The 26,550-nt window shown below is 52.6% G+C and carries 19 protein-coding genes; 8 read left to right on the top strand and 11 right to left on the bottom strand.

Going from position 1 to position 26,550, the window contains the following annotated elements:
* The first annotated feature begins 6 nt into the window (after positions 1–6).
* The 3 genes from thrC to ATHL_RS17440 all read left to right on the top strand — a co-directional run bounded on the left by thrC (position 7) and on the right by ATHL_RS17440 (position 2,702).
* A complete protein-coding gene (gene thrC / locus ATHL_RS17450) occupies positions 7–1,092 on the top strand; it encodes a threonine synthase (RefSeq protein WP_062196375.1) in 1,086 nt (361 codons plus the stop codon).
* Positions 1,092–1,997, top strand: a complete 906-nt coding sequence (thrB, locus tag ATHL_RS17445; protein WP_062196373.1) for a homoserine kinase — start codon at positions 1,092–1,094, stop codon at positions 1,995–1,997. The genes thrC and thrB overlap by 1 nt, the downstream gene beginning before the upstream one ends.
* Before the next feature lie 75 nt (positions 1,998–2,072).
* Positions 2,073–2,702, top strand: coding sequence for a DUF1349 domain-containing protein (locus tag ATHL_RS17440; protein ID WP_062196371.1), 630 nt, complete (start codon positions 2,073–2,075; stop codon positions 2,700–2,702).
* A 21-nt stretch (positions 2,703–2,723) separates the two neighbouring features.
* Here ATHL_RS17440 and ATHL_RS17435 read toward each other — a convergent pair whose 3' ends face one another.
* Positions 2,724–3,653, bottom strand: coding sequence for a VOC family protein (locus ATHL_RS17435; protein WP_062196370.1), 930 nt, complete (start codon positions 3,651–3,653; stop codon positions 2,724–2,726).
* A gap of 124 nt (positions 3,654–3,777) precedes the next feature.
* The gene (locus ATHL_RS17430; RefSeq protein WP_062196368.1) at positions 3,778–4,413 is read right to left on the bottom strand and encodes a lactate utilization protein; all 636 of its coding nucleotides are present in this window, start codon (positions 4,411–4,413) and stop codon (positions 3,778–3,780) included.
* A 185-nt stretch (positions 4,414–4,598) separates the two neighbouring features.
* Here ATHL_RS17430 and ATHL_RS17425 point away from each other — a divergent pair, with 185 nt between their 5' ends.
* The 5 genes from ATHL_RS17425 to ATHL_RS17405 all read left to right on the top strand — a co-directional run bounded on the left by ATHL_RS17425 (position 4,599) and on the right by ATHL_RS17405 (position 11,367).
* A complete protein-coding gene (locus ATHL_RS17425; RefSeq protein ID WP_062196366.1) occupies positions 4,599–5,198 on the top strand; it encodes a TetR/AcrR family transcriptional regulator in 600 nt (199 codons plus the stop codon).
* 132 nt (positions 5,199–5,330) lie between these two features.
* A complete protein-coding gene (locus ATHL_RS17420; RefSeq protein ID WP_062196365.1) occupies positions 5,331–7,634 on the top strand; it encodes a glycosyltransferase family 4 protein in 2,304 nt (767 codons plus the stop codon).
* Positions 7,615–8,574, top strand: coding sequence for a glycoside hydrolase family 130 protein (locus tag ATHL_RS17415; protein ID WP_062196363.1), 960 nt, complete (start codon positions 7,615–7,617; stop codon positions 8,572–8,574). The genes ATHL_RS17420 and ATHL_RS17415 overlap by 20 nt, the downstream gene beginning before the upstream one ends.
* Positions 8,575–8,845: 271 nt before the next feature.
* The gene (locus ATHL_RS17410; protein ID WP_062196361.1) at positions 8,846–10,453 is read left to right on the top strand and encodes a xylulokinase; all 1,608 of its coding nucleotides are present in this window, start codon (positions 8,846–8,848) and stop codon (positions 10,451–10,453) included.
* Between the two features lie 332 nt (positions 10,454–10,785).
* Positions 10,786–11,367 (top strand): cysteine hydrolase family protein, encoded by a 582-nt coding sequence (locus ATHL_RS17405; protein WP_062196356.1) that lies wholly within the window; start codon positions 10,786–10,788, stop codon positions 11,365–11,367.
* Positions 11,368–11,535: 168 nt separating this feature from the next.
* On the opposite strand, the gene ATHL_RS17400 is transcribed toward ATHL_RS17405, so the two are convergent.
* The 9 genes from ATHL_RS17400 to ATHL_RS17360 form a co-directional block, all read right to left on the bottom strand.
* A complete protein-coding gene (locus tag ATHL_RS17400; RefSeq protein ID WP_162787796.1) occupies positions 11,536–11,982 on the bottom strand; it encodes a tetratricopeptide repeat protein in 447 nt (148 codons plus the stop codon).
* A gap of 128 nt (positions 11,983–12,110) precedes the next feature.
* Positions 12,111–14,087, bottom strand: coding sequence for a tetratricopeptide repeat protein (locus ATHL_RS17395; RefSeq protein ID WP_062196352.1), 1,977 nt, complete (start codon positions 14,085–14,087; stop codon positions 12,111–12,113).
* A 197-nt stretch (positions 14,088–14,284) separates the two neighbouring features.
* Positions 14,285–16,567 carry an Nramp family divalent metal transporter gene (locus ATHL_RS17390; RefSeq protein ID WP_084001708.1) on the bottom strand — a complete coding sequence of 761 codons (2,283 nt, stop codon included), beginning with the start codon at positions 16,565–16,567 and terminating at the stop codon, positions 14,285–14,287.
* Positions 16,568–16,695: 128 nt separating this feature from the next.
* Positions 16,696–17,385 carry a VIT1/CCC1 transporter family protein gene (locus tag ATHL_RS17385; RefSeq protein ID WP_062196351.1) on the bottom strand — a complete coding sequence of 230 codons (690 nt, stop codon included), beginning with the start codon at positions 17,383–17,385 and terminating at the stop codon, positions 16,696–16,698.
* A gap of 36 nt (positions 17,386–17,421) precedes the next feature.
* On the bottom strand, positions 17,422–19,788 hold the full coding sequence (locus ATHL_RS17380) for a plasma-membrane proton-efflux P-type ATPase (RefSeq protein WP_084001706.1): 2,367 nt from the start codon (positions 19,786–19,788) through the stop codon (positions 17,422–17,424).
* Between the two features lie 30 nt (positions 19,789–19,818).
* Positions 19,819–21,510 (bottom strand): phosphatidylglycerol lysyltransferase domain-containing protein, encoded by a 1,692-nt coding sequence (locus ATHL_RS17375; RefSeq protein ID WP_174233969.1) that lies wholly within the window; start codon positions 21,508–21,510, stop codon positions 19,819–19,821.
* Between the two features lie 111 nt (positions 21,511–21,621).
* Positions 21,622–24,168, bottom strand: coding sequence for a magnesium-translocating P-type ATPase (gene mgtA, locus ATHL_RS17370; protein ID WP_062196348.1), 2,547 nt, complete (start codon positions 24,166–24,168; stop codon positions 21,622–21,624).
* A 481-nt stretch (positions 24,169–24,649) separates the two neighbouring features.
* On the bottom strand, positions 24,650–25,087 hold the full coding sequence (locus ATHL_RS17365; protein ID WP_062196346.1) for a chromate resistance protein ChrB domain-containing protein: 438 nt from the start codon (positions 25,085–25,087) through the stop codon (positions 24,650–24,652).
* A gap of 12 nt (positions 25,088–25,099) precedes the next feature.
* Entirely contained in the window at positions 25,100–26,386 is a 1,287-nt protein-coding gene (locus tag ATHL_RS17360) for an MFS transporter (protein ID WP_062196345.1), read from the bottom strand.
* Positions 26,387–26,550 lie beyond the last annotated feature (164 nt).

The raw sequence follows: 26,550 nt of genomic DNA, 5'->3' as shown, positions 1-26,550 counted from the left end.
GATCACGTGCCCAACTTAAGCAACTCACCCAGGCCGGGAGTGTTGGCGCGTTACGGCGCCCTCCTTGACCTTCCACCCCACACCATACCTGTGACCCTGCAAGAGGGAGATACCCCTCTCATCCCCATGCCGCGCCTGGCCGAAGAACTGGGAGGCGGCTTTGAGCTGTTTGTTAAATTTGAGGGGATGAACCCCACCGGTTCTTTTAAAGATCGGGGAATGACGGTAGCCATCAGCGAAGCTTTCGGGCGGGGCGCCCGCTCGGTAATCTGCGCCTCCACCGGTAACACAGCCGCCTCAGCCGCAGCTTATGCCGCCCGCGCCGGGATGCGTGCCGTGGTAATCATCCCCGAAGGAAAAGTGGCCGCTGGCAAACTGGCCGGAGCCGTTGCCTACGGGGCTGAAGTGATCCAGATCGAAGGCTCTTTCGACGATGCCCTTTCTCTGGTAGTACAGATCTCCCAGCATCATCCCATCGCGCTTGTCAATTCTCTGAACCCCTACCGCCTGGAAGGGCAAAAAACCGCCGCCTTCGAAATTTGCGACCAGCTGGGCACCGCCCCGGACTGGCTCTGCCTGCCGGTGGGCAATGCTGGAAACATCACCTCGTACTGGATGGGATTCCGCCAGTACCATACCCTGAAGGGAACCGGCCTGCCGCGTATTCTGGGGGTGCAGGCGGCCGGTTCAGCGCCACTGGTGCTGGGGCACCCCGTAGAACACCCCGAAACAGTGGCCACGGCCATTCGCATTGGCAAACCTGCGCGTGGAGAACAGGCCCTTGAAGCCGCTGAACAGTCTCAGGGGCGGATCATTGCCGTGACCGATGAGGAAATCCTCCACATGCAGCGCCGACTGGCGGCCAGCGGTGTTTGGGTCGAACCGGCTTCTGCCGCCGGGCTGGCCGGGCTGGCACGCCAGCTTCGTGAAGGGCAGCTGGAACTTTCAGAACTGCGGGGAAAACGGGTGGTGGGCATCTGCACAGGACACGGCCTGAAAGACCCCGAAATTATCGCTCACAGCATGCCTGCACCGCGTCGCCTGCCCGCCCGTCTTGCCGCCCTCGAAGATGCCCTCCTGGGGGCCGCCTGATGAACACGGCGATCACGGTGCGCGTCCCTGCCACCACGGCCAACCTGGGGCCGGGCTTCGACTGTCTGGGGCTGGCCCTCAACCTGTGGAATGAGGCCGACTTCTCCCTGGAAGGCAGCGGGTTGTGCATCGAACTGCAGGGAGAAGGCATCGGGAGCCTGCCCATAGATTCCAGCAATGCCGTGGCACAGGGATTCTTCCTGTTCCTGAAGGCTCGCCATCTGCCGCATCCCCCGGGACTGAAGATCCTCTGCCGTAACCGCATTCCACCCGCTTCCGGGCTGGGTTCCAGCGCATCGGCGCTGTTGATTGGGCTTCTGGCCGCCAACGGGTTGTACGGGTCACCGGCCAGCCTGGAAGAAATCCTCACCCTGGCCTGCGAAGTGGAAGGCCATGCCGATAATACGTCGGCGGCTTTATATGGCGGGCTCACGCTCTCCATTCATGAAGCACAGGGTTGGCTGGTGCGGCGTTATCCCGTTCCCCCTCTGCAGGTGATCCTTGCTTTGCCAGCGATAAACCTCCCCACCCGGGTTGCCCGGGCAGCACTGCCCGAACAAGTCTCCCGCGAAGCCGCCATCCATAACATCGGGCGCACCGCTCTGATGATCGAAGCTCTTACAACCGGCAACCTGGAGCTCCTCAGCCGGGCCATCCACGATTGCCTGCATCAACCCTACCGCCTTCAGCTCATCCCCGGTGCCGCAGAGGCCATGCAGGCCGCCCGCCACGCTGGAGCCGCGGGGGTAGCTCTTTCGGGGGCTGGCCCCAGCCTGATCGCCTTTGCCGACCATCATCACCCTGAAATCGGTGCGGCCATGCAGGCCGCCTTCGAACAGGCAGGCGTTTCTACCCGGATCCTCCACCTCACCACCTCGCTGGAAGGGGCTCAGGTGCTCATCTGACCGCTTCCGCACACGTCGAGAGGAGAGAACCTCGCCATACTCATCGGTTAACAGCAATCATCAAAAGGAGACAGTATGAACCTCGATGGATCATCCGCCCGATGGCTTAACCGCCCCCGTTCCTTCGAAATCACCAGCCAGAGTGTCAGGATTATCACCGACCCCCAAACCGATTTCTGGCAGCGCACCTACTACGGCTTTCGCAACGAGAATGGCCATGCTCTGCTCTGGGAAAGCACAACCAGTTTCACATTGACTGCCAGAGCTTCGTTTCATTATCGGGGCAGGTTCGACCAGTGCGGGTTAATCCTGTATTTCGATCACGATCACTGGTTCAAAGCCTCCGTTGAATACGAAACGGAAACCCTCTCGCGCCTGGGAAGTGTGGTGACTCATTTCGGCTATTCAGACTGGGCCACCACCGATATCTCCACCCCCACCGAAATGTGGTATCGCCTCAGCCGCAGAGGCCCCGATTTTCTTATCGAGGCCTCTGCCGACGGGCTCAGTTTTCACCAGATGCGGATTTTCCACCTGCACCCGCTGGGAGAAACCACCCCTGAGATAGGCAAAAGCAACCCGCCTGCCTCGACAGAACGGCCAATCTCCTTCGGTGTCTATGCGTGCAGCCCGCTTCATTCCTCCTTCGAGGCCTGCTTTGACCACCTGCAACTGGAAGAATGCCAGTGGCTGGCGCATGAGTAGGGTCTGACACGCTCCGTACCCTCACCTGACTTCCCCCAGAGTAAAAACCAGCTCATTCCGGGATGGATCGTGCAGTACCAGTTCTCCATCTCTCTGCTGGAACGGCACCCCCACATGCTGAAGATGAGCCGTAAGACGTGCCATTTCGTCAGCGCTGGGGAGCACAAACGAAAAATACTTCAGGCCAAGCGCATCTGGCGGCGGAGGAGGGACACCCTCCCCCTGCCAGGTATTGAAACCAATGTGGTGATGATACCCTCCCGCCGAAACCATTCCCATACGGAATGAACGCATCAACCCCATGTGGTCGAACCCGAGCAGACCGTGATAGAAATGCAGGGTCTCCTCCAGACTGGCCACGTAAAGATGAAAGTGCCCTATCCTTGCCTCAGACGGGATCGGCAGATCTAACGGCTCGGTTTCTGGCAGATATGCGAAAAGCGCCCGCAGGTCCAGAGGTTCACGCCCATCGCTGAGCGATCCATCCGCGCGCCGCGCAACAAACTCCTCACCTTCCACGCCAAAAAAGCCGTCTTCTGCTGATTCACAATAAAGCTCGATGGTGTTCCCTTCAGGATCATCCAGATATGTGGTCTTGCTCATGATGTGATCTGTGGGGGCGTTCGGCCAGCGCAGTTCCATCAGCCGGGCAATGGCGCGGGCCAGCTCGCGGCGGTCTGGGAAAAGAATGGCGAAGTGATAGAGCCCACTCACTCCGCGGTAACGCCGCCCGTGAGGAATTTCGCTCAGGCGCACCAGGTCGGCACCTCCGGCCCCCAGACCAGCTCTCGTTCCTTCTCGCCAGTGCAACCTCAGCCTCAATACCTGCTGGTAAAACCGAACCTGCCGTTCCAGGCTGGCGACCTTCAGGTGAACCATACCCGGGCGAGTCTCAGGATGAATGCGGTGCGGCGCAATCGCCACAGGTTGGGGCACAAAAGAGGCGCTCATGGAATGCCCGTAGCCCCGGGTGCGGCTCTGTTCTCAGCACATTGAATCCCCTGACCGAATTTTTCACTCCATACGGAGCCCATACTTCGTTCCTTTCACCGGTGCTTTGGACCGGAACACACCTCTAAAAACCCAGTTTCTCTTTCACCAGGATCATGGTGGTACGGCCAGGCATGACCTCGCGGTGAACGATGAGGACCTTGCTGATATTACTGTGCATCCCGTAAGCCTGCAAGGCCCGTTCATCTTCCAGAGGCAGGCAATAGTTTTCGATGCGCCTGAACCCTTCTTCCAGGGTCGGGACGATCTTCTGGGTTCCAACCACCCAGATTACATGTGCCGCGCTGGCCGCATACCCCGCCAGCTGACTGCCCGTGTTAGAGGCAATCAGCACACTACCGCTTTCGGTCACCGCATGCACACTCCCAACCATATACTCCGGCACAGCGCCCATCTTAACCATTTCCCGGCCCTGGGTAGCGCGATCCATTTTTGCCAGCCTGACCCTCACCGAGTCGTACCGCCCGGAATGGTCAATATCCTCACTCACCCCCAGTTCTTGCAGAGTCACCGAACTTCCCAGAAACACCTCTGCTTTCTCGGGGAGCAGTTCCAGAAGCTTTTTTCTGGCTTCCTGGCGGTTTTCAACCACCACGGTACGAATTCCATTGGATTCAAGCGCCTGCCTGGTGCGCTCGATCTGCTCATCTGAAGCCAGTTGAGCATACTTTGCATCGATGGTTGCCATTTTCTCGGTCATCTTTCCTCCAGTGAATGATGTTGATGATTGGTCCGGCACACCGGGAAGGTCTTGACTCGCTCCCGGCGGTATGATAAGATACAATCATCGTATAAACAACGACTGTTGCTTATTAAACATCCGATGCACAGGCGGGTCAACCATCAATTTATCTGCTTTGTTGGATAAGCTACAGAGGAGAAAAAATGTTGACAACCCCTCTTCCCCAGGAAAAACTCGACCCGCGTGTGCGGCGCACGCGGGCGCTCATTGAACGGGCTTTCAGTGAACTGCTCACGGAAAAAGGCTTTCATGCCATCACTGTGCAGGATATAACCGCACGGGCAGAGATCAACCGCGCCACGTTTTATGCCCACTTTTCAGATAAATATGCCCTGCTTGAGTCCAGCATTCAGCAGGCCTTTCGGCAAGAGCTGGAAAAACGCACCCTGAACGCCTGCCATTACAGTGAACAGAACCTGAACGCCCTGCTGGTGACCGTGTGCGAATTTATCGCCCGCTCAAGCGGCCATTGCAAATCGCTCGAGAGTCAGTTCGAGTCGCTGGTAGAAACCCAGGTAAGGCAACAGATTCGCCTTCTGCTGGAATTATGGCTGAACCAGGTCGGCTCCGAGCTTGACCCCGCCATCGCCGCCACCGCCGCCAGCTGGGTCGTCTACGGGCTGGCTCAAGAGTGGAGCCACGAAAAGAACCGTCCCGCAGCCGAGGAATATGTGGGGCGCATCTTACCCATCGTTCTGGCCAATTTGCGGCTCAAACCGCCGGAAGGCAACCGGGAGAATTAACCGAAGGTACATCCTCCAGCTGTACGGCAAGAGCCAACGAGCAATACACTCTCTGAAGACGCAATCATCCAACTCAAGCTTTCGCTGAACCCTTATGCAGGGTAATCTCATAAGGAAAGGAGAAAGGTTGTTATGGAGCAGAGGCTTGCATCTTCAGCGATCCGTCATGTGGCTTTCATCGGGAATTATTTGCCAAGGCAGTGCGGTATTGCCACCTTCACTACCGACCTGTGTGAATCCTTTGCAACGCAATTCACCGACACCAACTGCATTGCCCTGCCGGTCAACGATATAGAAAGCGGATATGCCTATCCGCCCCGTGTCCGTTTTGAACTGGAAGAGAAAAATATCGATTCATACCGCTCCGCAGCAGATTTCCTGAACATCAACAATGTCGATCTGGTGTGCCTGCAACATGAATATGGTATTTTCGGCGGACGCGCCGGGAGCCACATCCTGGGCCTGCTGCGTGAACTGCGTATGCCCATTGTTACCACCCTGCACACGGTATTGCGCGAACCGGATCCAGACCAGCGCTGGGTGATGGAAGAGATCGCCGCGCTTTCGGACCGGCTGGTGGTGATGAGCAACCGCGCCTCGGAGTTTATGCAGGAAATTTACCGTGTTCCGGCTGAAAAAATCGATATCATTCCCCACGGCATCCCCGATGTACCCTTCGTGGACCCCGCCTTTTACAAGGACCATTTCGGGGTAGAAGATCAGATCGTCCTGCTCACCTTTGGGCTTCTCTCGGCCAACAAGGGCATCGAAAACGTCATTTCGGCCCTGCCAGCCGTTCTGGACCGCCATCCCAACGTGGTCTATATCGTCCTGGGTGCCACTCATCCGCACGTCAGACAGCACGAAGGAGAAACTTACCGCCTTTCCTTGCAACGGCTGGCCCATGAAAAGGGAGTGGAAGACCGGGTGCTCTTCTACAACCGTTTCGTCAGCCTGGATGAACTGATCAAGTTTATCGGTGCGGCGGATATTTACATTACCCCCTACCTCAGCCCGGCGCAAATCTCTTCGGGCACGCTTTCCTACGCTCTGGGAATGGGGAAAGCCGTGATTTCAACTCCCTACTGGTACGCCGAAGAGATGCTGGCCGATGGACGTGGTGTCCTTGTCCCCTTCCGTGACCCCGCGGCCCTGGCCGAAAGCATTAACCAGCTGCTGGATAATGAAGCCCAACGGCATGCCATGCGCAAGAGGGCCTATCTCTTTGGCCGCCGCATGATCTGGCCAGAGGTAGCCCGGCAGTACATGGAAACCTTTGAGCGCGCCCGCGAGCAAAGAAGCCAGATCAGCCGGTACCTCTTTACGTTCCGACCGCTTAAAAAGCGCCCGGACGAACTTCCGCTTATTAAACTCGACCATCTGCACCGGTTGACCGACAGCACGGGGATCTTGCAACATGCCATCTTTACCATTCCTAATTACGCCGAGGGCTATACCACCGATGACAATGCCCGCGCGTTGATGGTGAGCGTTCTGCTGGAAGAACTGGGGAACGGGGTGGCTTTCGATCTGGCCTCGCGGTATCTGGCTTTCCTCTGGTATGCCTTTAACCCCGAAAATGGCCGCTTCCGCAATTACATGGACTATCAACGCCGCTGGCTGGAAGAACGCGGCTCAGACGACTGCCACGGCCGGGCGCTCTGGGCCCTGGGTACTGTTCTGGGGCGTTCAGCTTCTCTCCCGCTCCAGGGCACGGCCACACGGCTCTTTGAGCACGCCCTGCCCGCCATCCTCGAAACCACCAGCCCTCGTGCCTGGTCTTTTGCACTCATTGGCATCCACGAATATCTCCGGCGCTTCACCGGCGACCGCATGGTAAGCCAGGTGCGCAAAGAGCTGGCCGCCCGCCTGATGGCCCTTTATCAGGCTCACGCCACGCCGGACTGGTGCTGGTTTGAAGACCGACTCACCTACTGCAACGCCAGCCTGCCCCATGCCCTGTTGCTTTGCGGTGAGGCCATTCCTGACCCCGCCATGAGCGACACTGCGCTCAGGTCGCTTCGCTGGCTGGCAGACCTCCAGCGTGACAATGGCGAAAATGGCCACTTCGTGCCGGTAGGCACCCAGGGCTTCTATCTGAAAGGGGGCGAACGGGCGCGGTTCGATCAGCAACCGGTAGAAGCCCAGGCGATGGTTTCAGCCTGTCTCGAAGCCTACCGCCTCACGGGCGACTCGTACTGGCGGAAGGAAGCCGAACGCGCCTTTGAATGGTTCCTGGGGCGCAATGACCTCAACCTGTCGCTCTACGATCCCACTACAGGTGGCTGCCGTGATGGGCTTCACCCTGACCGTGCCAATGAGAACCAGGGAGCAGAATCGACCCTGGCATTCCTTCAGGCTCTGCTCGAGTTGAAGCTGCTCGAAAATTCTCTGCAATCGGTGGAGGCTCGTTCCAATGAACCATCAATACCCTGAACTTTTCCACCGCCATCGGCGCAACCCGATCCTCACTGCCGCCGACTGGCCCTACCCGGTGAACACGGTGTTCAACCCCGGCGCCACCCTGTTGCCCGATGGCTCCACATTACTCTTGTGCCGGGTAGAAGACCGCACCGGGCGCTCACACCTGTGCGTGGCCCGTTCGGCAAACGGGGTGGATGGCTGGCAGATTGACCCGTCTCCCACCCTGCCACCCGACCCCGAAAATTACCCCGAAGAGCTCTGGGGCATCGAAGACCCGCGCATCACCTATCTTGCCGAGTTGAACCGTTACGCGGTCGTCTACACAGCCTATTCGCGGGGCGGGCCGGGAGTCTCACTGGCGCTCACGGAAGACTTCCAACACTTCGAGCGTTATGGCATGATCATGCCTCCCGAAGATAAAGACGCCGCCTTACTGCCTTACCGCATCGGTAACAAATGGGCGCTGATCCATCGCCCCATTGGCTACCTTGGCGCCCACATGTGGATCTCTTACTCCCCCGATCTCAAGCACTGGGGCGACCACAAATTGATGCTCGAAGCCCGCCGGGGTGCCTGGTGGGACGCCAATAAAATTGGCCTCTCTTCTCCCCCCATCCAGACCCCTCAGGGGTGGCTGGTAATTTATCATGGCGTACGTCAGACGGCCGCCGGGGCCCTCTACCGCCTGGGGCTGGCCCTCTTCGACCTCGACAATCCCGCCCGTTGCCTGCGGCGAAGCGACAGCTGGATCTTTGGCCCCGAAGAGCCTTACGAGCGGCATGGTGATGTAGACAATGTCGTTTTCCCCTGTGGATACACCCTTGCCCCGGATGGCGATACCCTGCGCCTGTATTATGGTGCGGCCGATTCCTGTATCGCACTGGCTACCGCCAGCGTTCGCGACCTTCTGTCATGGCTGGAAGAGCACAGCAGTGCAACCTTCAGCACCTGATGCCTCCTCCCAGCAGGTGATCGCAGAACTGCCGGGCATGCATCCACCCTCCAGCGCGGGGCATGCCCGGCACTATTTCCTTCGCTCAAAGGGAGAATGAACCCTCACCGATATTTTTATTTCTCCCGGGTTACAACTTTTTTATAAAAACGGCTCCTCCCTGAAAGCTTTTGTTCTATACTATATAGCAAAGTAAAACTATCCGCGCACCCATCCGGTTAACCGGGAAGATGGAGTCGCAGGGAAGGAACGAGAAACCTGGAGGATAATCATGCAACTGGATAAACACGAGATCAAGCAAGCCATTACCAGCGGAAAAACCGCCCTGGGGATCGAGTTCGGCTCAACGCGTATCAAAGCCGTGTTGATTGGTGAGAATCATACCCCGCTCGCTTCGGGAAGCCACGAATGGGAAAACCGCTACGAGAACGGCATCTGGACGTACAGCCTCGAAGATATCTGGACGGGGCTTCAGGAGTGTTTCCGCAATCTGCGCGCAGACGTGCTTGAAAAATACAGCGTCCCGCTCACCACGGTGGGAGCCATCGGTTTCAGCGCGATGATGCATGGGTACATGGCTTTCGACAGAAACGAGAACCTGCTCGTTCCGTTCCGCACATGGCGCAACACCATGACGGCAGAAGCTGCGGAAACCCTGACCCGGTTATTCCAGTTCAACATTCCCCAGCGCTGGAGCATTGCCCATTTGTACCAGGCCATTTTAAATAAAGAGCCGCATGTGCCAGATATCTGCCACCTGACAACCCTGGCAGGGTACGTCCACTGGAAACTTACCGGACAAAAAGTATTAGGAGTAGGCGATGCTTCTGGCATGTTCCCTATCGACAGCCAGACACTGGAGTATGATCGGCAGAAACTTGACCTGTTCAACGGCCTTCTCGCCCGCGAAAACATTCCATGGAAGATCCAGGAACTCCTGCCGAAAGTGCTTGTGGCCGGAGAACCCGCCGGGGTATTGACCCCAGAAGGGGCTAAACTGCTCGATCCTTCCGGTGAATTGCAGGCGGGCATTCCCCTTTGCCCGCCCGAAGGTGACGCCGGTACGGGCATGGTGGCCACCAACAGCGTTGCAGAGCGAACCGGTAACGTCTCTGCGGGTACTTCGGTCTTCGCCATGATCGTCCTCGAAAAGGCGCTCTCCAAAGTCTATCCAGAGATCGACATCGTCACCACCCCCACCGGGAAACCCGTGGCAATGGTCCACAGCAACAATTGCACATCAGACCTGAACGCCTGGATCCACCTCTTTCAGGAAGCCATTCAGGGGCTCGGCGTAGAAGTGAGTGAAGCTCAGCTGTACGAGACTCTGTACCGGAAAGCCCTGTCAGGAGATGCCGATGCCGGTGGGTTGCTGGCCTACAACTATGTGTCCGGAGAGCACATCACCCATTTCGAAGAAGGCCGCCCGCTTTTTGTGCGCACTCCCGAAAGCCGCTTTAACCTGGCCAACTTCATGCGCGTTCATCTCTTCTCGGCACTCGGCGCCCTGAAAATAGGCATGGATATCCTCTTCGAGCAGGAGCGCGTCAGGCTCGACCAGCTCCTCGGGCACGGGGGATTTTTCAAAACCAGAGAAGTGGGCCAGCGAATGATGGCCGCGGCGGTAAATGTCCCTGTTTCGGTCATGGAAACCGCCGGAGAAGGCGGCGCCTGGGGCATTGCCTTGCTCGCCGCTTATATGCTCCGCAAATCGTCTCAGGAATCTCTGGAAAAATACCTCTCGGAGAAGGTCTTTGCCGGAGAAAAGGTTTCAACCATTGCGCCCGACCCCGCCGATGTAGCCGGCTTCGCTCAATTCATGAAGCGCTACAAAGACGGGCTGGTCATTGAACGGGCCGCCGTGGATGGATTGAAGTAACCCTTCAGCCAGTCAAGAAGGCAGGCATAAAGTATGCCTGCCTTCTTTAAAGTCATGCGGCACACCGCGATCGGCCTTCAGGCGCAGAAAAGGAAGCCAAAGGCAATCCCACCTTTATTGGAAGCAGGGGGCTGACCGCCCAACCTCTCGCCCACCTTGTAGAATGCAACCCTCTGCCTCGCTTTCTGGCCCCCGGAATACACACCTTCTTTATGGCGGTCTTCGGGCAGCGATCAGCAACAGCCAGGGGCGCCTTCCACCCTCCTCAGGCGCTAATGACCCTGACAACCATGACCGTGGAGGGTGGAACCTTCATCAAAAGGAAGGATACGATGAACAGCCGTGTCACAGAAGATCTTCTCCCCCAGAAAACCGTCCTTTTGCTTATCGATGTTCAAAAGGGATTCGATGACCCGGTCTGGGGAGAAAGAAACAACCCCCAGGCCGAAGAAAATATTGCCCGCCTGCTTGCGCGCTGGCGGATGACCCGGCGTCCGGTCTATCACGTACAACACCTGTCCCGGTTACCCCTCTCGCCCTTAAACCCGGCGCACCCCGGGCACGAACTCAAAGAAGTGGCAAGGCCAGCCGAAGGCGAACCCCTGTTTCAGAAACACGTCAACAGCGCCTTCATCGGCACAAACCTGGAAGAGAAACTCCGCGAAGTGGGCTGTGAAGCCCTGGTCATCACCGGACTGACCACGCCTCATTGTGTTTCAACCACAGCCCGCATGGCCGGGAACCTGGGGTTCAGAACTCTGGTCGTTTCGGATGCCACCGCGGCTTTCGCGCTGACGGGCCACGATGGCCGAAGGTATTCTGCCGAAGAAATTCACGCGGTTTCCCTGGCCACCCTGCATGAAGAGTTTGCGACTATTGTCGATACAGAGACCCTGCTTGGCCGGGTGCGATAACCATTTCTGCAGCTGGCGCCCTGATCACTTCTGTACCCTGGCCGGGAAAGGCATGGAGAAAGGCTCGCCCCTGCCATTGAGCAAGGCATAAAGGGTTTAAATACTCAGAGTAGGAAGGGAAGCGATCTTCTCAACAGGCCTAAATGGAAATTGCCCGGTTCTTCTCTATTAAACAGGGGGAACTTTGTGCGTAGAACCATTTTTAGAATTCTGCTGTTTCCATTCGATCATCTTTTGGCGAATGCCTGAGTGATATGGAAGGAGTTCTAGAGCTCTCTGCAAGTTCTCGATCGCTGACGTTATCTCCTGATTATGGTATGCCGCAAAGGCCAGGCCAACCCAGGCATATGCCAGGGTCTGTTTGCCAGGATTGTTCTTATCCTCAAGGATCGTTTCGAATGGAGATTTTGCCTCCTCAAATGATCGTGCGGATAAGTAATTACATCCTCGTAACAGAACAGTTGTCTTTCGGTTAAGATTAAATCTGTTGTTTTCGGCTTCTGCTAAAATTTCGGCAGCTTTCTCATGACAACCCGTCAGGATCAATCCCATGGCATAGGTGTTTTGAATATAAGCGTCTCTTATCGGCCTGTTTTTAAAACTTCTTTCAAACATCTGTACTGCCTTTTGCGGCTCCCCCAGGGCAAGATATACCCTTCCCAGGAGCTCAACGACAAAGCCTTTTCGCTGGTTGCTGGATTTGGGAGACCAGGGTAAATTCAACGCCGCCCGGTTCTTCTCTATTAAACAGGGGGAACTTTGTGCGTAGAACCATTTTTAGAATTCTGCTGTTTCCATTCGATCATCTTTTGGCGAATGCCTGAGTGATATGGAAGGAGTTCTAGAGCTCTCTGCAAGTTCTCGATCGCTGACGTTATCTCCTGATTATGGTATGCCGCAAAGGCCAGGCCAACCCAGGCATATGCCAGGGTCTGTTTGCCAGGATTGTTCTTATCCTCAAGGATCGTTTCGAATGGAGATTTTGCCTCCTCAAATGATCGTGCGGATAAGTAATTACATCCTCGTAACAGAACAGTTGTCTTTCGGTTAAGATTAAATCTGTTGTTTTCGGCTTCTGCTAAAATTTCGGCAGCTTTCTCATGACAACCCGTCAGGATCAATCCCATGGCATAGGTGTTTTGAATATAAGCGTCTCTTATCGGCCTGTTTTTAAAACTTCTTTCAAACATCTGTACTGCCTTTTGCGGCTCCCCCAGGGCAAGATATACCCTTCCCAGGAGCTCAACGACAAAGCCTTTTCGCTGGTTGCTGGATTTGGGAGACCAGGGTAAATTCAACGCCGCCTGTAAAAACTTCAATGACTTTTCGGCGAAAGGTAAAGCCTTTTCTGTATTGCACATCCCATAACAGCTCAATATCCAGTACTGCAAGAAAGCCACTTTCCCCAACCAGTAAAGACGATATACCCCTTCTGCCTCGCCACTGGACGGTGTTTCAGCCAAATTGCTTTCATCCAACCTCAGGTTCGGATTGGGTCGGTCTACCTGCCAGCATTTATAAAAATAATCCCATGCTTTTTGGGCATTTTCAAGGTCACGTGCCAGATACGCTTCAGAAGCAGGCGGTGTACTTTTTAATTGCAGCAAGATAGTGATCTCATCCCAATTATTCCTGACGAGTTCATAATACGCCTGCCCAAGGGTATACAGACTTTTAATATATTCTTTCCGATAACGTTTTTTCCGGTCGTCGTTTTCCGGCCAATCTTCCCAACAACCGATGAGTTTTTCCAGACACGCTATCCCTTGTTTTCTGGCTTCATCTTGGGATAGTATGTCCTTATAACCTCCGTACTGAATTTGATCAGGAAGAACGCTGGTGAGCAAATAACCTTTCCGGTAAAGGTCATTCAGACGCTCGGAAGAGAAAGATAACGCCTTGTCAAGATACTTTAAAGCCAGAGAAATTATCTCATTGATATCTCCTTCTAAACGTTCTCGAGAAGCTTTAAGTTGAAGAGCATAAGAATAATAGTGATAACCCAGGTTTGAATAATGCCGGGGATTCTCAGGTTCTAATTCCACACATCTTTTATATAACAGCGTGCATTCCTGACGATGCTTCGCCAGTTGTTTCAGATATTCCTCTTTCTTTTTCTTGTCTTTGGAGATTTCAACCGGGAGAGTGCCAACCTCCGATAACTTCCCGCACGCAAAACCAATACTGCTCAATATTTCAGCGTTGTTCCAAATCTCAGGTTTCTGAGGGAGATCCTTGATCGGTTGATAAAGTTCGTAAATTCCGGCCCAATTGTTCTCAGAGAATAGTTCTTTGACCCTCGATGTACGATCATCCAGAATCTGGCTGATTTGCTCGGATGTAAACACGCAAACCAGGGGTAAGAAGCCATTCTCATTCCAGGAAGTTGATTTTCTCATCACACCTCGGGCGTGCAATTTTATTTCCTGTGAAGTCAGGGGAACCTCACCTGTTTTCTCAAACTTGATTTGAAGGCTGTTGGGGTTTTGGAAAATTTCTTTAACTTTCAATTGAAGTGCTTTTTTATGCCCCAGTTTTGATGGCCCCCAAATCCCAATGGCCTGGGAAATATCACTCAATTGCAATTGGCTTATTTCAGGAAACAACCTTTTTGCTTCTTCATAATATTTCTGGCTGATTTGGATAAATCCTTTCTGATAAGGAGTATCATCAAACGCCACAAGGATCAATGAACGGTTCAGCGATGTGGTAGAGTTCATTTATTTCCACCCCTAAGTTAGTTATTTTTTGCTTTCTTGATTGTATATAAGTAATAAAATAGTGTCAAATTGGTTAGAGGAACATTTTGCCCAACCCCAACCCTTTTCTAAGTAAGTCGGGAATCAAAATAAGCTCTGGAATACGCTTCAATTCTCTATAGAGAAACAGCCCTGAGCACTCTTGAGAAAATCATGATTTATCCCCCGGAAGAGAACGTCTGCACCAGAAGTAAAATGTTCAAAGTCAAAATAATCGCCGTAGTGATCCAGGCCTGAAGAGTGGTAAAGGGGCGGTTGGTCAATTCTCCCATAATCTTGCGGTTACTGGTAAAGAGCACCAGGGGGATCATGGCAAAGGGCAGCTGGAAAGACAAACTGACCTGCGAAAGGATCAAAATCGTCAGGGGGTTCAATCCCAGCCCAATGATGATCAGCGATGGGATCATCGTAATGGCCCGGCGCAACCAGACATTGATATGATGGTTGATGAATCCTTCCATGATCACCTGTCCAGCCATGGTGGCTGTGGTGGACGAGGAAAGCCCTGAAGCCAGCAGGGCAATGGCAAAAGCCGTTCCTGCCAGAGGGCCAAGGAGTGGGGTGAGGGTTTGATGGGCTGATTCCAGCGAGTATTCGTGCAACCGTCCGCCTGAAAATGCCGCCGCCGACATGATGAGAATAGCCGAATTGACCAGAAAGGCGCCGTTAAGCGCCACAACCGAGTCCAAGATCGCCAGGCGGTAAACCGATTGCTTACGCCTCAATGAGTCGCTGGCTCGGACACGGGTTTGAATCAGGGCGCTGTGGAGATATAGATTGTGCGGCATGACCGTTGCCCCGATAATCCCTACTGCCACCAGCAAGGCGCCGTCTGGCAGGGTGGGGATGAGCAAACCACGCGCAATTTGCGACCAATCAGGCCTGGAAAACCAGATTTCCACCATGTACATCAGGCCAATCACAGCAATTAACCCGATGATGACCATTTCCAGTTTGCGAAAGCCGTAATGCTCCAAGAGCAAAATGAGCGAGATAATCCCACCCGTCAACAGGGCGGCCGGGAACAGAGGAATACCGAAGAGCAAGTAAAAACCGACAGCCCCGCCTAAAAATTCCGCCAGATCGGTAGCAATAGCGGCCAGTTCTGCCGTCACCCAAAGCATAACGCTCAACCATTTGGGGTAATGGTCTCTACACACTTCTGGTAAGGATTTCCCTGTAGCAATCCCCAGCTTAGCAGACAGCGTTTGCATTAAGATCGCCATGAGATTGGCAAGCAGGATCACCCATAAAAGCCGGTAACCGAAGCGCGCTCCCCCCTCAATATCCGTTCCCCAGTTTCCGGGGTCCATGTAACCAACGCTGATGAGGAAAGCAGGGCCAAAGAATAAAAACGCCCGCTTAAGCACCGGCCCGCTGCCATACCGAAGCATTAATTCTTTAAGACGTTCAAACTCTTCCTGCAACCAGGGTTTCTGGGGGAGAGGAATTTCGCGGATCGTGCCTGCATCCAGTTGAATTTGATTGGCCTGCACACGCTTCAGGGGAATGGTAGCTCCGTTCACCCGATAGTAAACCGGGTCTCCTAAGGGGTCAGCACGGATCGCGGCGATTTCAGAACCTTCCCGTAGCCCTGCGTTGATCAGCATGGGATCCAAGGCCTGGGTATCACCCAGCCGAAGAATCCGGCCGGATTGTCCGATCTCGATTTCCGAAAGAGCCACCTGTTGGGGAGGTTGCGGTATGACAAAAACACAATCCGCGGCGGCGGGTGAAAGAGCAATTCGCTTTCTACCGCTCCACAGTAAGATTCGGCCGGGTTCTCGCTCGTCAATTTCAACCTGCGCGCCAGGCGTCAAGCCTAAAAGAGCCAGTTGAGAAAACAGAGCAGGGGGCTCATCTTCCACATGCGTCACCTGAGCAATTTGCTTCTCGGGCCAACGGGTGAGAGGCACCCCTTTTTCACCATAAGTTAAAAGGCCCTCGCGTGAGGGGATGGGATCGCCATGCGGATCGAACCGGGGGTTCCCCAGTTCCGCCGCCAGGCGATCTGCTTCTTCAGGAGAAGTCAGGTGCTCCCGGCGCATGGCCTCTTCATGCAGATCGTGAAGAGCCAGCCCTTCCTTATCTGCCAGATAACGCTCCCACAAACGATGAGCACGAATGAGTTCCACGGCGCGCCGCTCGCCTGCCGGTAAGAGGGTAAGATTTTCACCATCCATGAAAATCCACTTACGGCGCATCATTTCTTCCACAATCATGGGGAAACGGTCCGGGTGAATCTCTGCTCCACGGATGAGTTCTCTCCGGGTGACGGGCGACTTCTGACGGGAGAGATGATACAGGGCCTTCAGGGCATCTTCGGCAACCTCATCCAAGCCTAAAACTACCCGCTTGCTTCGCCGCCAGAGCAGGAAGATGAGAATGGTTTGAATGATGACAATCAAAACGAGAACTGCTACAACCCAGTAGATATTCATTAATGGCCCTTACGGTTGTACTGGATGCCCTTATCCCTGATACAGGATATACAATATTACCGCGATTTCTAAAAATCAAGCCTTAAAATATCCAATTTGTTTTAAAGGATCATGGAAATCGGCATTGCCTAGACCGCAACCCCAAACAGTTTTCCAATTCCAGCCGTGATGGCCATGGCAATGGCTCCCCAGAAGGTCACACGCAAAACAGATTTTCCAATCGGCGCTCCACCCAGAGAGGCAGAAAGAGCGCCAAGCGAACCCAGAACAACCAGCGAAACCAGTGGAATGATCAGAGGAGCCATGGAAACCGGCGCAATGACAGCAGAAAGCACCGGAAGAATCCCCCCGGCCGAGAAAGTCAGCGCGGAGGTCATTGCCGCCTGTATCGGGCGTGCCACAGTGACTTCTGACATACCTAACTCATCATGGGCATGGGCTTCTAAGGCATTCCGCTCACTCAATTTTATTGCCACCTGACGGGCTAATCCTTCATCCAGGCCCCGCTTAACGTAAATTTGCGTCAATTCTTCCAGCTCTGCCGCCGGATCTGCCGCCAGTTCTGCTCGCTCACGAGTAAGATCTGCCTTTTCTGTATCGGACTGTGAACTGACAGAGACGTACTCTCCGGCAGCCATGGACATCGCTCCCGCCACCAGACCCGCCACCCCGGCGATTAAGATCCCGGAGTGCCCTGTCCCAGCAGCAGCCACGCCCATGAGCAGGCTGGCAATGGAGACAATCCCATCATTGGCTCCCAGCACCGCAGCCCGAATCCAACCAATACGATCGGTGTAATGAGATTCTCTATGAGGCATATCCAAATCCTTTCTTTTTCCAGGAGGTGCCTATCATCAAAACCGAGCCCATCTAAAGGCGGTAATTTTCAACCTGTCTACCAGAAGTAAATACAGGGCCACAACTATCAGCGTTATCACAATGAAAGAAAACGAAATGGGTGGCAACAAAATTCCCAGAGAAGCCAGCATGCCTACCAGGATAACATCGACCAGCGTTCCCAGAAGCATCCAGCGGCTGGGGATAGAATTCCAGAAATGACGCCTCTCTCGGACAAGATAGACATTTGCCTGCCCGGTAAATACCAGCATGACAAACATCAAGGTCTGAACCTGTTCCAGAGGGAGGTTAAAAAGGCTCTTTGCCGCATAGAAAAAGCCAAAAGAAAGGATCAGCACCGGCAAAGCAAGGAATAGAGCGATTTTCATGAGGGAAAAGATGTTCCAGCGATCAGGCTTTGGTGATGCTGTAACCCGATCGGTCGCAATGGACATGGTCATAAAATCATTGGCAAACAACAGTAAAACAATCTGCAACGGTGTAATTACAAATTCTCTGGAAAAAAGAAACCCCAGGCTTAAAAACAAAGCAATCTGGAAAGTCTTAATAATTTTATTGAGGGTATACGTCAGCATCCTCTGGTAGATTTCTCGACTTGTTTCCACAGCGCTCAAAATATTCCTGAGGCCGGGGGTTGTCAGCACCAGGCTTGCTGCCGCCTTCGCCACATCCGTTGCACTGGCGACGGCAATTCCTACCTCAGCCTGCTTCAAAGCCGGCGCGTCATTGACGCCATCTCCAGTCATCCCCACAATGTGTCCGGCCTTTTGCAATTTCTGCACCAGATGAATTTTGTCTTCCGGAAATACCCCCGCATAAATCGTACAGGAACCATCTGCACTTTCTGTAGGTGATTTAAGCGTTTCTGCCGAACAGGCATTTCCAGCGATACCCACCTGGTGAGCCACCGCCTGTGCCGTCTGCGCATCATCCCCTGTGACCATCAAAACCCGTATTCCTAAATCAGAGAGTGATTGAATCAATTCTTTAGAATCTTTTCTGGGAGGATCGTATAAGCCAATCAGCCCTGATAAGCGGAGAGACTCGTCATCGTTTCCGGCAGCCACTGCCAGAACACGGTAACCCTTCTGGGCAAATTCACGGACCTCTTCTTCAATCTTTTCGCCGGTTCCACTCAGTTTTGCCAGGGTGAGAGGTGCACCCTTCATGACTTTCTGGGTGGTTCCATCAGATTGTTTAATCAGGGCTTCAGAACGTTTCTTTTCCGGGTCAAATGGCGTGAATTGAATCGTTTCCGCCGAAACAGCGATTCCTCTTTGCCGGGCGGCATCGAGAATCGCCATATCCAGTGGATCCTGCGTAGCTTCATCGGAAGCCAGCACGGCCATTCGCAAAACATCCTCTTCCGTGAAGGGAGGATAGGGCTTGATTGCCGCAAGGGTAAGACGGTTTTCAGTAAGCGTTCCGGTTTTATCGCTTGCCAGCACATCCATCGCCGCCGCTTCTTCGATGGCAGATAGCCTGGATACCAGCACCCCCTTGTGAGAAAGCTCCGTGGCCCCAAGCGCCGTGGTCAGGGTAAACATGGCAGGTAGCGCCACAGGCACCGACGCCACCAGAAGGATGAGGATAAAAGGCAAAATGGTATGCCAGGGAAGTTGAAGGATGATAGAATAAACGGCCACAATCAAAGCCAGGGCAACATCCGCCACAACCAGATATTTCACGATAGCGAAGACCACCTCTTCCAGGTGACTGGCGGTTTTTGCCGTACGCACCAGTTCTGCCGTCTTGCCAAACCTGGTCTGCGCGCCGGTGGCCATCACTTCACCGGTTGCTTCTCCCCGTTTGATGATCGACCCGGCATAAGCCATTTGATCTTTCCCCCCATCGACAGGCGTCGATTCACCGGTCAAACTCGATTGGTCCATCTGGATTTGGCCATCAAGCAATTTCACATCCGCAGGGATCAAATCTCCCATGCGCAGGTGGATCACGTCTCCCGGCACCAGGTTCTCGGCTGGAATAACCTGCCATGTGCCATCCCGCAACACCCGCGATTGAATGGTTAATTTTTTACGAAGCAACTCCAGAGCATTTTGCGCATGTCTTTCCTGGAAGAAACTCAGCATGGCATTGAATACCAGAAGCGAGCCAATGATGATTGCTTCGGTAGTTTTGCCAAGGTAAATTTCCAGCAAAATGGTGAGTTCCAGCATCCATGGAATCGGCCCCCAAAACTTCTTCACCAGGAGCAAGAGAGAACTGGTTTTTTGCTCGCGAACTGCATTGGGGCCGTATTGTTTCAGCCTTTCTGCTGCTTCCGATGCAGATAAGCCGTTAAATGCAGGCTTATTTGAATCAACATTCACAGGATGTGCGGTGGACAGATTCATATGCATTGCCTTTTGGTGAGAGATAGCAATAAAGCCTCAATTCCATAAAAACTTGAACAAAAAACCCTCTCCTGAGTGTACTTTCAGCAAAGTGGTTAATACCAGTGAGAGACTGCCTACTCCAGGATACACCAGATAACGTGGCTCCCAGCGGGGGTGAAATTTTTCTTTAAACGCGTGCAAACCCTTGAAATTATAAAAGCGAGAAACATACTCCGCGATGACATGCAAGGCCTGTTCTACCCGCGGATCTTCTGGCTTTTCCCCCACTCCAACAATCGCGCTCAATCCAAGGCTGAAGCTATCATATCCCTGTTGTTTTGCCCATTGAAGCATTCTCACAAACAGGAAATCCATCGTGCCATTGGGCACACCAGGAAAATGACGCATTAAATCCAGGGTCAGTTCATTCTTCTGATATTCCGTTACCAGATTGGCAAAGGCAATCATTCTCCCTTCTGCACTACAGACCGTAATGATTGGGCTGTGGCGAATATACTTTTCTTCAAACCAGCCAACCGAAAAGTGCATCTCTCCCCCATGGCGTGCCGTTAACCACGCATCACTGATCAGTTGCAAATCATGGATCAATTTATCCTGCAGGGGTGGAAGATGTACTTCAGTAGTATAACCGTTGCGCTCCATCCGGCTGACGGCATTACGCAAACCTTTATTCTGGCTGCCCTCGAGCGTAAAACTATTTAAATCTACAATGGCTTCATAACCAATACAGGTGGCATCAAAACCCAATGCCCGGTAGATCTCCAAATAGTCTGGCAGGGTGGAGGAAAAAGCCGGGGTCCAATCATTCCGCGAACAAAAATCTCGAAACTTTTCGATCGCGGTGGCTATTTGATCATCAGGCCCGATCGGATCTCCTAACGCCATGGCTCCACGTCCACTGGTAGCATAAGCAATAACAGTATCCTCACTTCCAAAAAAATAAGACTTATCTTCAAACAAAGCAGCACGGGCGAGAGGGGTACGCCCATATTGCTGAATAATGCTTTCAGCCCGCATACGCTCCTCGGCGGTGGCAGGCTGGCGCACCAGCACCGGGCGAATCAGCATCACCAGTGCAAACCCCAGGGTGCCAAGGCCAATGATATAAATCGAATCGGCAAAATAACGTCCAAAACCGGTGATGGGCTGTAAGCCGGGATCATAAAAAGCAATAAACATCATCAGGGTTTGCCGGAAAGCTTCGGAAAAATTAAAAGGGGTGCTGAAATGTCGGTCGAGGAAGTAAAACCCGACCGTTCCATAGACCAGTGTAAACAGAATCGCCCCGACAAGAACCAGTATTCCCTGCCTGATAGAAGGTGGATCTGATAAGGCATGGAAACTGTGACGCAGAAGGATCAGCAAGATAAGCAAAGCCAGAGAAATGCTCGCCTCTTCGACATCTAACCCTTTAAGCAAATGACTCACTACAGAAACACTCAAAAGAATCGTGGTTAGAATCCAGGCAACCCGCTTCCGTCGAAACAAACTGTTCGCCAGAAGTAAAAACGCAAAACCTGCAAACGCAGAGGTTAACCGACTCCCAAACCTCACTTCAAGCGGGATGGCGGCTTCTCTCAGAATGGTCAATCGTTCCAGTAAAGCCGGCTGAACGGCTGAGATAAGATTGACCATTCCCATCAGGAAGGTAAAAATAGCGGAAAACCTTACCCCCCAGATTTCCAGACTGGGGATTCTCTTTAAGTTCGTTGAATAACGCTTCATCAATTGCTGCTCCCCTGGCGCATCAAATAAGGATGGCAACGATTTACGGTCTATCTCACAGAATTAAATTCAACGATAAATAAAGCCAATAAGAACAGGGAACGACACAGTTTATTCTCTGTTTTCGATAGCCCGATAGAACCAGCGCTTGGTCAGTTCTGCCGAGACAAAGTAAACCAGGACGATAACCAGTAACATTAGCATATAGAAAATGGGCAATGGAGTAAACCCGAGCACCTTTCCCAGAGGGGAATATGGCAGGGCAACAGTGACGAAAGCGCTCACCAGGGTTGTGCCAATCATTAGAAGGCTGGGATGACTGCGGAAGAAAGGTAACCGGGTGCGAACGGCAAAGACCACAAACATGGCCGAAAGCACCGACTCGAAAAACCACCCCGTTTGAAATTGTGCTTCACTGGCTTTCAAGAACCAGAGTAACAAAGCAAAGGTCAAATAATCAAACACAGAACTCAAAGGGCCAAAGATTAACATAAACCGGCGGATAAAATCCACATCCCAGCGATGCGGTCGTTCAATGTACAGGTTATCCACATTATCGCTGGCAATGGTCATCTCCGGAAAATCGGTCAGGAAATTGATCAACAGGATTTGTTTGGGAAGAAGTGGAAGGAAAGGCAAAAACAGTGAAGCGCCCGCCACACTGAACATATTGCCAAAATTGGCGCTCACCGCCATGAAAACGTATTTCAGGGTATTGGCAAAAGTTCTGCGTCCTTCTCGAACACCTTCATCGAGCACGTCCAAATCCTGCTTGAGCAACACAAAATCGGCGGCATCTTTGGCAACATCCACGGCATTCTCCACAGAAATTCCCACATCAGCGCTATGCAACGACGGAGCATCATTGATTCCATCCCCCATATAGCCCACCACATGTCCCATCTTTTTGAGTGCCAGGATAATGCGTTCCTTCTGGTTGGGGTCTACCTGAGCAAAAATATCCGTTTGTTCGGCAACATGCCACAGGGCTTCATCGCTGAGTTGATCCATCTCCCTGCCCGTTAAAATTTTCGCCGATTCAAAGCCGATCGATTCGGCAATATGAGCGGCCACCAATTTGTTGTCACCCGTTATGATTTTGAGATGGATCCCCAGGCCATGCAAGCGGGCAATGGTTTCTTTGATTCCTGCCTTGGGCGGATCAAAGAACAGCAGGAAGCCCGCGAAGCACAGTTCCCTTTCGTCGTCCTGAGAGTAGGCGGGTTTTACTTCCACAACCCGCGAAGCAACCCCCAGCACGCGATACCCTTGAGCACTCCACTGGGTGTACCTGGACTGAATCTCTGCCAGATGGTCCGAAGTTAATCCCTGAACGGCATCGTCGATTAATGCATGTGTACAAATTGAAAGGACATTCTCCAGGGCACCTTTGCAGATCAAGGTACGTGTACCCTGTTCCTGTACAACCACACTGAGACGCTTGCGCACAAAGTCATAGGGAATTTCATCCACTTTTTCCGCTCCCTGTACAGTGCTTTGCACAGAAGCCAGAATAGCCTCATCCAGGGGATTCGAAATGCCAGTCTGAAAATAAGCGTTCAGCCATGCCTGGCGCTTCACTTCCTCAGAGTCCTGTCCATGGAAATCGCAGGCATGATCCAGCCGCACCACGCCTTCGGTGAGGGTCCCTGTTTTGTCGGTGCACAGAATATCCATACTGCCAAAATTTTCGATGGAGGACAAGCGGCGCACAATAACGCCGTGGACCGCCATTCTACGCGCGCCTCTCGCAAGGTTGATATTGATAATTGCCGGAAGAAGTTGGGGCGTTAAACCAACCGCTAAGGCAATGGAAAACAGCAGTGAATCCAGAACCGGCTTCTGGAAGAACACATTTACGGCGAAGATCACGATCACCAGAATGAGCATCACCTCGGTAAGCAGGTTCCCCAGTTTACGAATGCCCCGTTCAAATTCTGTTTCGGGAGGGCGCAGAGTCAGGCGTTTGGCTGTGCGGCCAAAAAAGGTTTGTGTACCTGTGGTCACGATCAGGGCTCTGGCACTGCCACTGCGCACGCTTGTTCCCATAAAGATGCAATTACTGCGTTCCGATAAAGTCGCTTCGGCGTGGACCGTTCCGGGCTGTTTTTCGACCGGGAAAGTTTCCCCCGTCAGCACCGCCTGATTGACAAAGAAATCTTTAGCCTCTAGGAGTATTCCATCTGCCGGAATCAGGCTCCCTGCTGAAAGAAGCACAATATCGCCAGGCACCACTTCCTCGGCGGGGATGGCCTGTTCTTTACCATCCCGTAAGACCTTCGCTTTTACATTCACCTGAGCCTTGAGCCGGGCTGCCGCATTACTGGCTCGATACTCCTGGACAAAACTCAGGAGTGCACTGCCGAAGATAATCGCCAGAATAATCACTGCATCCGTCCAGTCCTGGACGAACGCAGAGATCAGAGTGGCTACCAGGAGAATCAAAATGATCGGGCTTTTGAATTGATTGAGAAACAAGCCAATGGGCGTCAACTCTGTTTGCGCTTCCAGGGTGTTTTTGCCAGAACGTTTCAAACGCTCCTGGGCGGCGTCTGTATTCAGACCGCCCGGGGTAGTTCCCAATTCCTGCAGCAGCTGTTGTGCTTCTACGCTCCAGTAATTGGAAAGATGTTCAGAAGGAAAAGATTGAGCAGACATGGTAAAGATGCATACCGAGGATTAATTATTTTGTGGCGAACATGCGGGATTTTGTTTATTATCCATCCGTTTACTCAATATTGCAATCGTTAGACTTCGAGCCTGCAACCTGCTTCAGGAATAGGGGAAAACATCGGGCAGGTGAGTGTGGGTATTTCGGCGGAAAATACGATGGGGGTATGGGTGGGCATGTCTGTTGAAACACGAACTACCGGGGCGGCTCATGTGCAGGCTGTTAAAACAATGAAAACCAACCACAAAACCGAAACCCTTTGCATTTCCTGATTTTTCCCTTTTTATAAACTTTGTTTGCGAACAAAGTTTGAGCGCCTATAATTTCTGAAAGGTTTCCAGCCAACGGCTGGTGTTAGTGGCAGGAAGACGATTATGGGTTCTTTTGGGAATAGAGAAAACACGAAGCCAGAAAAAATCCTCGGAAATATCGCAGAATCCGCCGTATCAGATGAACATTTTGTTGATCTCAGAGCTTGCCCGCTACCTGCAAACGACACCACGCATATAATGCATCATATACTTCAAATTGCCTTTCCAGATTTTCAAAGTCATCGGGAAAACGGAGGCTGAAACCTGTGGCAATCGCTTCCAGCCCCGCAGCAATTGGATCTGTGTGAAGTTCGCTTTCGATATCTGCCGCATGGACAATTTTGGCAAGTCGAAGTAAAGCGGGGTCGGTCAATCCATACTTTTCGATCAGGGATTCAAACGAACATTTCCCGTCCTTATGTCCAAGTTCAACATCAGGAACGTCATACGGAATCGCCCCTGTTTCTTTTACCACCTGTTCCACCTGATTCCTGGCGACAAAGATAAACTCAGCTTCCGAGTCAATGAATCGAGTGATAAGCCAGGGACAAGCAACGCGGTCAACGTGAACATGTGCACGAGTTACCCATTTCATATTCTTTTACTCCTATTCTTTTTGTGAAACTGGGACATACCCTAAATCCTGACCGAAAAGAGCAAAATACAATGTGCCTATCAAGCCAAACCCAAAAGCAACCAGGAAATTGGTTGCAGGCGAAGCCACGGCGTTGAAGAAAGGTAAAAGAAAGTTTCCAAAGCCGATTGTCTTAACAATCAGGTTTGCGGTAGAAGCGTCCCAAAGCAATGCCCCGCCAAACGCTGCTATGGAAACAATGACATCACGAATGAGATAGTAAACGCCGAAGGTGGCTGCCTTTCTGCCGTCGGGGGCCAGATCCATGATTAGGGCTTTGCGAGTTGGCTCGCCAAACTCTTTCAGCCCGCGAATGATGAAGGCGATCACCAAACCCCAAAAAGATCGCGCCGCAAGTAAGATAAGCGGAAATAGCGTGAAAAATACAAATGTGGTCACAACAAATGGTTTCTTGGTGCTCTTGTCTGCCAGATAGGCCACCGGGATATACACCAGAACCGCCGTTGCCATTTCAATGGTTGTGAGCAGGCCAAATTGCAGCGGCGTAATTCGGTTGATGCTTACGCACCAGATCACGACAAACGCATAAGGGATCTGCTCACAAAAACGAATCAGGATATCGGATACCAGCAGTTTTCGCAATTGCGGCGTAAGTAAAGCAGTTCCGTTTTTCGATGTATTCTCTTTGAGGGCTGTTGGCGAATCTTCGATCATCGTTTGCTGGATGACGAGCGACACGCCCCCTAAAACAAACGCCACGATAAAAGCGATCAGGATGCCGGTCTTTTCCCCGAAAGCCCCAATCAGCGCCCCACCAACAACAGGTCCCAGCGCCATAGGAATACGGCGAACCAAAGAATTGACCGAAACGCCCATGGTGCGCTTATTTTTAGGTAAAACAGTCGCTACCATATCCATTGTGGCGGGCAGGGAAATGGCAGTCCAGGAGATAAAAAGAATTGCGCCAACGATGACAGCTTGCCAGTAGTGGAAGATAATCACCACCGCATATCCTGCCATTGCAATCAGGTTGAACAACAGCAAGGCTTTCTTATGGCCTAATCGGTCACTGGCATAACCACCGGGGAGCGAATACAACGCACTCAATAAATTGTCGAGACCGTTCAATAACCCGATAGAAAATGTCCCGCCGCCTAAAACCATGAGGTAAAGCGGCAGAAAACGCTCCGCCATTTTTTCGCCCATACCGATCAAAACGACCATGATAAGCACGGCGACAATACTTTTCTTGAGACCAAGAAAATCGGCTATCTTTCTGCGCTGTTCAGAGATGGACATACTGGATGATGTGCTTTCTGGGTGCGGAGAATAAGTGGATAATGGATTATACTGCTCTCCATATTTGCTTCATATTTTCGTGATCGTTCCAAAGCTGGTAAAAAGGTGGTTAAATGGATGAGGGGTAGTTAGCAAGCCACCCCACATCCGACGAACAGAGAGGC

This window comes from Anaerolinea thermolimosa (assembly GCF_001050195.2).
GTDB lineage: Bacteria > Chloroflexota > Anaerolineae > Anaerolineales > Anaerolineaceae > Anaerolinea > Anaerolinea thermolimosa.
This window is presented reverse-complemented; position numbering and strand designations above follow the sequence as displayed.